The following is a 6080-nucleotide window of genomic DNA, read 5'->3' as shown; positions in this document are numbered from 1 at the left end:
AGCTCGAACGTGTACGTCGGGAGGAACACCATCACGAACCCTCCGACGACGGCGCCCGCCACCCGCTCCTCGCCGCCGATGATCACCGCCGTGATGAACAGCAGGCTCAGATGGAAACCGACACTGTCCGGGCTGACGATCGGCACCATCAGCATGAACAAAGAACCACCCACGGCGGCGAGCATCGTGCTGAACGCGAAGCTGCCGACCTTCACACTCGCGACGTGGATCCCGGCCACCGCCGCCGCGGTCTCGTTGTCGCGAACGGCGAACATGGCCCGGCCGACCCGGCTGCGCACCAGCAAAGCCGTGCCGGCGAACACCACGACGGCGACGCCACAGACGAGCACGAACTTGAACCCGATGGGCGTCACATCGAAACCGAACCAGGAAGGCTTCGACCACGGTAGGAACATCGGCTTGCCGCTGGACCCTCCGGAGCCCAGGTCCCGTGCGAACGGCTGGAGCAGCAGCAGCGGGAACGCCGTCCCGACGGCGATCGTCACGATCGCCAGGTAGAGCCCTTTCAGGCGCAGCGCCGGCAGGCCGACGACCAGCCCGACGACGACGCCGATGAGCGCGGACATCCCAATGGCGCCGAAGAACGGCCAGCCATGGTCGGACACCAGGATCGCCGTGCTGTACGCGCCGATACCGAACATGGCTCCGTGACCGAGCGAGATCTGCCTGCTCATCCCGGTGACGACGTTGAGGCCGAGCAGTGCGACCGCATAGGCGATGGCCTGCCCGATCTGGGTCACCCGGAAGTCACCGGAGAGGACCGGGAACAGCACCACCGCGACGACCAGCACGACCAGCCCCGACCCCTGCCAGGCCCGGTGCGGCATGCTGCCTCGTTCGATGACCCTGGTCATACCCGCTCCAATCTCTTGACGCCGAATAGACCCTGTGGGCGGAGCAGAAGGACGACGAGCACCAGGACCAGCGCGACCACCAGGCCGAGATCGCCGGAGACGAACGTCAGCAGACCCGGGAAGAGATTGACCGCCAGGCCGAGGGCCAGCCCTCCGACGACGGCGCCCTTGAGGCTCTCGAAGCCGCCCACAGTTGCGGCGGTCAGGCCGAACACGAGCATCGGCGTCATCATGGCGTAGTCGATCGCGCCGTTGCGGACGCCGACGAGCACCGCCGTGAGAGTGGCGATCAGCACCGACAGTCCCCAGCCCACGATGAACATCCGCGGCAGCGGGATACCGACGAGCCCGGCCGACTCGCGGTTGGAGGCGACCGCACGATAGGCCAGGCCGTACCGGGTGCGCTGCAGGAACAGCGACAGCGCCAGACCGACGACGGCCAAGGCCGCCAGCGAGAGGAGATCGCCGTAGGTGAGGTATGCCTGCGGCGGCCCGTCCATCAGCACCAGCTGTGAGCCTGCCCCGCCGTCGAACGGACTCGGCGCCGTGGCCGGTTCCGTCCCCCAGGCCAGCCCGATCGCGGCGTTCGCGACCAGATAGACAGCGAGCGTCGTGAGCACGACGGCGAACAGCCCGCGCTTCTCCGCGGGCCGGATGAGGGAACGCTCCATCAACGCCCCGACGCCCAGCGCGACCACCAGCACGACGGCTAGTGCGAGCCAGAAGGCCATACCCCTCAGCACCAGGCTGGACATGGTGAAGACACCGAGCGCGCCGAGCTCACCGGCAGCCAGGTTCAAGTGCGACGACGCCTTCCACACGATCACGAAGGCGAGTGCGAAGAGAGCGAACAGGGATCCCATGGACATCCCACTGAGGAACAGCTGGAGGAGGTACGCGGGGTTTGCGATGTTGGAGTCGAACATCGATGCCGCCCTTCAGTAGCCCAGATACGCCCGGCGTACGGCGTCGTCGTCGCGGACCTCGTGGCCGGAGCCGGAGACCTCGATGTGCCCCGACTCGATGACGTACGCACGGTGCGCGAAGGCGAGCGCCAGCTCGGCGTTCTGCTCCACGACCAGGAGCGACGTGCCCTCTCGCTGGTTGATCTCCCGCAGCTGGGCGAACAGGCCCTCGGTGATCATCCTGGCGAGGCCGAGCGACGGCTCGTCGAGCAGGAGCAGCCGTGGCCGGGACATCAGGCCCCGGGCGACGGCGAGCATCTGCTGCTCGCCACCACTCATCTGGCCGGCGAGCTGCGTGCGTCGCTCGTAGAGCTGTGGGAACACGTCGTACCAGCGCTTCATGTCGGCCTGGACCGCGGCCCGGTCGGTCCGGGTGAAGGCGCCGACGAGGAGGTTCTCCTCGACGGTGAGCTCCGCGAAGACGCCCCTGCCCTGCGGCACATGGCTAATGCCGCGGCGCACCACCCGTTCCGGCCGCCAGCCGAGGATCGACCGCCCGTCGAAGCGGATCTCGCCCCGCGCCGGGATCAGTCCGGACAGAGCACGCAGCACGGTGGTCTTGCCGGCGCCGTTCGCCCCGAGCAGCACCACCGCCTCGCCCTCGTCCACACGGAGGCCGATCCCATGCAGCGCCTGGATCTTGCCGTAGAAGGCGTCGACCGAACGCATCTGTAGCAGTGGCGAGGTCATGCCGCACTCCCCAGATAGGCCGAGATGACCTCGGGGTCCTGCTGCACATGCTCGGGTGTCCCGAACGCGATGCGGTGCCCGAAGTTCAGCACCACGACGTGGTCGCTGATCCCCATCACCAGGCGCATATGGTGCTCCACCAGCAGCACGGTGAGCGCGAACTCCGCACGCACCCGTTGGATCAGCTCACCGAGTGCGGTGACCTCGGCATGGTTCAGCCCGTTCGCCGGCTCGTCCAGGAGCAGCAGCCGCGGCCTGGAGACCAGGGCCCGGGCGAACTCGACCCGCTTCATCGTGCCGAACGGCAGGTCCGTCACCTTGCGCAGCGCGTCGTCGGCCAGCCCCAGCGTCTGAAGCACGTACATGGCCTGCTCGGTGGTGCGTCGCTCGGCCCGCGCGATGTACCCCGGGATCAGCGACGTGACCCAGTTCCCCGTGCACAGGTTGTGCGCCCCGACCATCACGTTCTCCAGGACCGTCATGCTCGGGAACAGCGCCAGATTCTGGAAGGTGCGGGCCACTCCCACTCCGCTGATCGCGTGCGGGGGCAGGCCGAGCAGATCCTGCCCGGCCATCGTCACCGCGCCCGACGTGGCGTCGTAGACCCGGCTCAGCACGTTGAGCATCGTCGTCTTGCCCGCGCCGTTCGGGCCGATCAGCCCGCAGATCTCGCCGTCGTCCACCGCGAACGACAGGTCGTCGAGGGCGGTGATGCCGCCGAATCTGACGCAGACGCCGTCCACGTCGAGCAGCGGGCCGGATGCTCGCTCATCCATCTCCGCCTCCCTGCGCAAGGCGGGGGAAGTCCAGGTTGAACAGTTCCACCGCGGTGGTCTCGTAGAACGCCCGCAACTCGTCGCGGCTCATCGGCAGGTCATCCTGGATGCGCACCTCGTCGGCGACGAACTGGTACGGGTAGTCCATCGCGTACAGAACCCGGTCGGCGCCCACCACCTCGCGGCAGAACATGATCGCCGGTGGCCAGGCCATCCCGCTCGTGGTGATCCAGATGTTGCGGCGGAAGTACTCGCTCGGGGTGAGCTCGAGCGGCTTCGAGGACTCGTATCGGGCTGCCCGGACCTGCGCCGCGTGCATCCAGTCGAGACGGTAGAGCCAGTACGGCAGCGCCTCCCCGAGATGCCCGACGACCAGCTTGAGCCTCGGGAACCGGTCGAGCACGCCCGCGACGATCAGCCGCAGCACGTGCATGCCGGTCTCGACACCGAACCCGAAGATGGCACCGTCCAACCCCGCGTCCAGCATCGGCCCTATCATCTGAGCCGGCGGTGTCTGCGGATGCAGATAGATCGGGACGCCGAGCGCCTCGGCCGCCTCCAGGATGGGGTAGAACTGCGGCTCGTCGAGGTAGTGCCCCTTGACGTGCGAGTTGCAGATCAGCCCCTTCAGGCCGAGCTGCGTCACCGCCCGTTCCAGCTCCACGACGGCCGAGGAGGCGTCCTCGAACCCGACGGCGGCCAGGCCGGAGAACCGGCCGGGATGCCATAGGCAGGCGTCGGCGATCCGGTCGTTGGCCACCGTGGCGATCTCCCGCGCCCGGGCGACGTCGAGCACCTGCGTGCCCGGCGCGGTCAGCGACACGACCGCATGGTCGATGCCGGCCGAGTCCATGTCCGCCAGCCGCTCGTCGCCGAGGTCCTGCAGCTTGCGCTGGACAGCCCTCGGCCGCTCCGCGTCGCTGCGCAGGTAGAAGCCCATCAGACTCTCGAACCCGGGGTCGACGTCGGGACGGTCGAGGAGATCCCGGAAGGAGCGGACCAGCTCCGGCGGCGCGTACGCCTCCTCCACGGCGATCCTCAGGTACCCGACCCGTCCCCCGGTGGTGAGGTCCTTCTCCACGGTCATCTGGTCGGTCATCTGTCTGGGCCTCCTGTACTGAGGTTCTCCCAGCGGGTGATGCCTGGGAGGCGGCTGTGCGGCTGCTCGATGTGGACGATCGCGTGCTCCTCGGTGCACGAGGCGAGCGAGTACTCGCGGTGGTTGCGGCCGAGCCCGGAGCGCTTCACCCCACCGAAGGGCACGGACGCGACCGACGCGCCGACCCGGTGCACGTTGATGAAGGTGTTGCCCGCCTCGACCCGCTCCGCGACCGTCTCGGCATGGCCGACGTCGTCGCTCCACACCGACGACCCGAGCCCGTACTCGGTCCGGTTCGCTTCGGCGACCGCCTCGTCGTCGGTGTCGAACGGCAGGATCGGGAGGACCGGCGCGAACTGCTCCTCCACCACCAGCTCGGCGTACGAGGGGACTCCAGTGACGAGCACCGGGTAGACGTACAGCCCGTCGGCCCACTTCGCCGAACCGGCCCGCACACCCCGGTGCAGAACCCGGGCACCTTCCCGCTCGGCATCGGCCAACAGCCGGTGCGCGCGGTCGTATCCGGCCCGGGTCGTCAGCGGACCCATGTGCACGTCCGGGTCGAACGGATCCCCGACGACGAGGCCGCCCAGCATCTGCGCCAGGCCGTCGACCAGCTCGTCGTATCGGCTGCGATGCACGTAAACGCGCTTGACGTTGTAACAGATCTGCCCGCTGGAGCTGAACGTGCCGGCGACGAGCTCCCGCAGCAGCTCGTCGTCGACGGTCGCCGATTCCAGCACGATCGCCGGGTCGTTGCCGCCGAGCTCGAGCGAGACCTTCTTCACGGTCGACGCCGCCGCCTCCAGCACCCGCCGCCCCGAGGCGACGCCGCCGGTGAACAGGATCCCTCGCACCAGCTCGTGCCGGGTCAGCGCTTCACCCGCCTCGTCGCCGGTGCCAGGTACGACGTTGAGCACCCCCGGCGGAAGCAGCTCGGCGCAGCGACGCAGCATCGCCGACACCGCCAGCGGTGCTACCTCCGGCGGTTTCACCACCACCGTGCAGCCGGAGATCAGCGCCGGAGCGAGCATGTTGAACGTCAGGTAGACCGGCGTGTTCCACGGCGGAATCACCGCGACCGGCCCGACCGGCACGCGGCGGATCCGAGCGCTGGTCGCCGGGCGGGACGCTTCGTCGTCGCTGACGTCGAGCTCCCGCTCGGCCAGGTCGGACAGCGCGGCGAAGGCACGGAGAAGGCCCACGGCACCGGACGCGTCCACCCGCGACTCCGCCACCACCTTCCCGACTTCCAGCGAGATCACCGGTGCCAGGTCCGCCGCTAGCTTCTCCAGCTCGCCGGCGGCATCGGCCATCAGCTCGGCCCGCCGCCGCGCGCCCAGCGCACGCCATTCCGGGAAGGCGTCGTGGGCCGCACGCACCGCCGCATCGACATCCCGGCCGCTGGACACGGCGTACTCGCCGACCGTCTCCGCGACGTCGGCGGGGTTGGTCACCGCCGCCCACCGTTCCGGACGGGTCCGCACACCACCGACGTAGCCGTCGGCCCGAGCCCATCGGGCGCCGTCCCGGCCCGGCTGGTCCTGAACCGCGGTCATCGCAGACTCTTCCCGGACCGAGGGTCCCAGTCCTTGCCCGTGACCGGGTGCGGGTAATGGAACGGCACCGTGTCGGTGCTGGGGAACAGCTCGAAGTCGCCGACGAGCTCGTCGGG

The 6080-nt window shown here is 69.1% G+C and carries 6 protein-coding genes; all 6 read right to left on the bottom strand.

All coding sequences use genetic code 11. The annotated features are described in order from the left end of the window. A partial coding sequence (locus ELR45_RS07480; protein WP_165367566.1) for a branched-chain amino acid ABC transporter permease occupies positions 1 to 875 on the bottom strand: 875 nt, incomplete at its 3' end. Further along, positions 872 to 1801: a branched-chain amino acid ABC transporter permease gene (locus tag ELR45_RS07475; protein ID WP_129664755.1), complete on the bottom strand. Its 930-nt coding sequence runs from the start codon at positions 1799 to 1801 to the stop codon at positions 872 to 874. The genes ELR45_RS07480 and ELR45_RS07475, both read right to left, overlap by 4 nt. A gap of 12 nt (positions 1802 to 1813) precedes the next feature. Continuing rightward, complete coding sequence (locus tag ELR45_RS07470; protein WP_129664753.1) at positions 1814 to 2530, bottom strand: ABC transporter ATP-binding protein; 717 nt, start codon at positions 2528 to 2530, stop codon at positions 1814 to 1816. After that, entirely contained in the window at positions 2527 to 3306 is a 780-nt protein-coding gene (locus ELR45_RS07465) for an ABC transporter ATP-binding protein (RefSeq protein WP_129664751.1), read from the bottom strand. The genes ELR45_RS07470 and ELR45_RS07465 overlap by 4 nt, the downstream gene beginning before the upstream one ends. Beyond that, entirely contained in the window at positions 3299 to 4405 is a 1107-nt protein-coding gene (locus ELR45_RS07460) for an amidohydrolase family protein (RefSeq protein ID WP_205856194.1), read from the bottom strand. Before ELR45_RS07460 ends, ELR45_RS07465 begins: the two co-directional genes overlap by 8 nt. Further along, positions 4402 to 5964 carry an aldehyde dehydrogenase family protein gene (locus tag ELR45_RS07455; protein ID WP_129664749.1) on the bottom strand — a complete coding sequence of 521 codons (1563 nt, stop codon included), beginning with the start codon at positions 5962 to 5964 and terminating at the stop codon, positions 4402 to 4404. Before ELR45_RS07455 ends, ELR45_RS07460 begins: the two co-directional genes overlap by 4 nt. Positions 5965 to 6080: the final 116 nt, after the last annotated feature.

The organism is Phytoactinopolyspora endophytica (assembly GCF_004138495.1).
Classification (GTDB): Bacteria; Actinomycetota; Actinomycetes; order Jiangellales; family Jiangellaceae; genus Phytoactinopolyspora; species Phytoactinopolyspora endophytica.
Note: the sequence above shows the minus strand (reverse complement) of the source record. Positions and strands in the feature narration are given on the sequence as shown.

Excerpts from the sequence above, each read along its gene's own strand:
- ELR45_RS07475 (WP_129664755.1), bottom strand. The coding sequence starts at position 1,801 with ATGTTCGACTCCAACATCGCAAACCCCGCGTACCTCCTCCAGCTGTTC.
- ELR45_RS07470 (WP_129664753.1), bottom strand. The coding sequence starts at position 2,530 with ATGACCTCGCCACTGCTACAGATGCGTTCGGTCGACGCCTTCTACGGC.
- ELR45_RS07465 (WP_129664751.1), bottom strand. The coding sequence starts at position 3,306 with ATGGATGAGCGAGCATCCGGCCCGCTGCTCGACGTGGACGGCGTCTGC.
- ELR45_RS07460 (WP_205856194.1), bottom strand. The coding sequence starts at position 4,405 with ATGACCGACCAGATGACCGTGGAGAAGGACCTCACCACCGGGGGACGG.
- ELR45_RS07455 (WP_129664749.1), bottom strand. The coding sequence starts at position 5,964 with ATGACCGCGGTTCAGGACCAGCCGGGCCGGGACGGCGCCCGATGGGCT.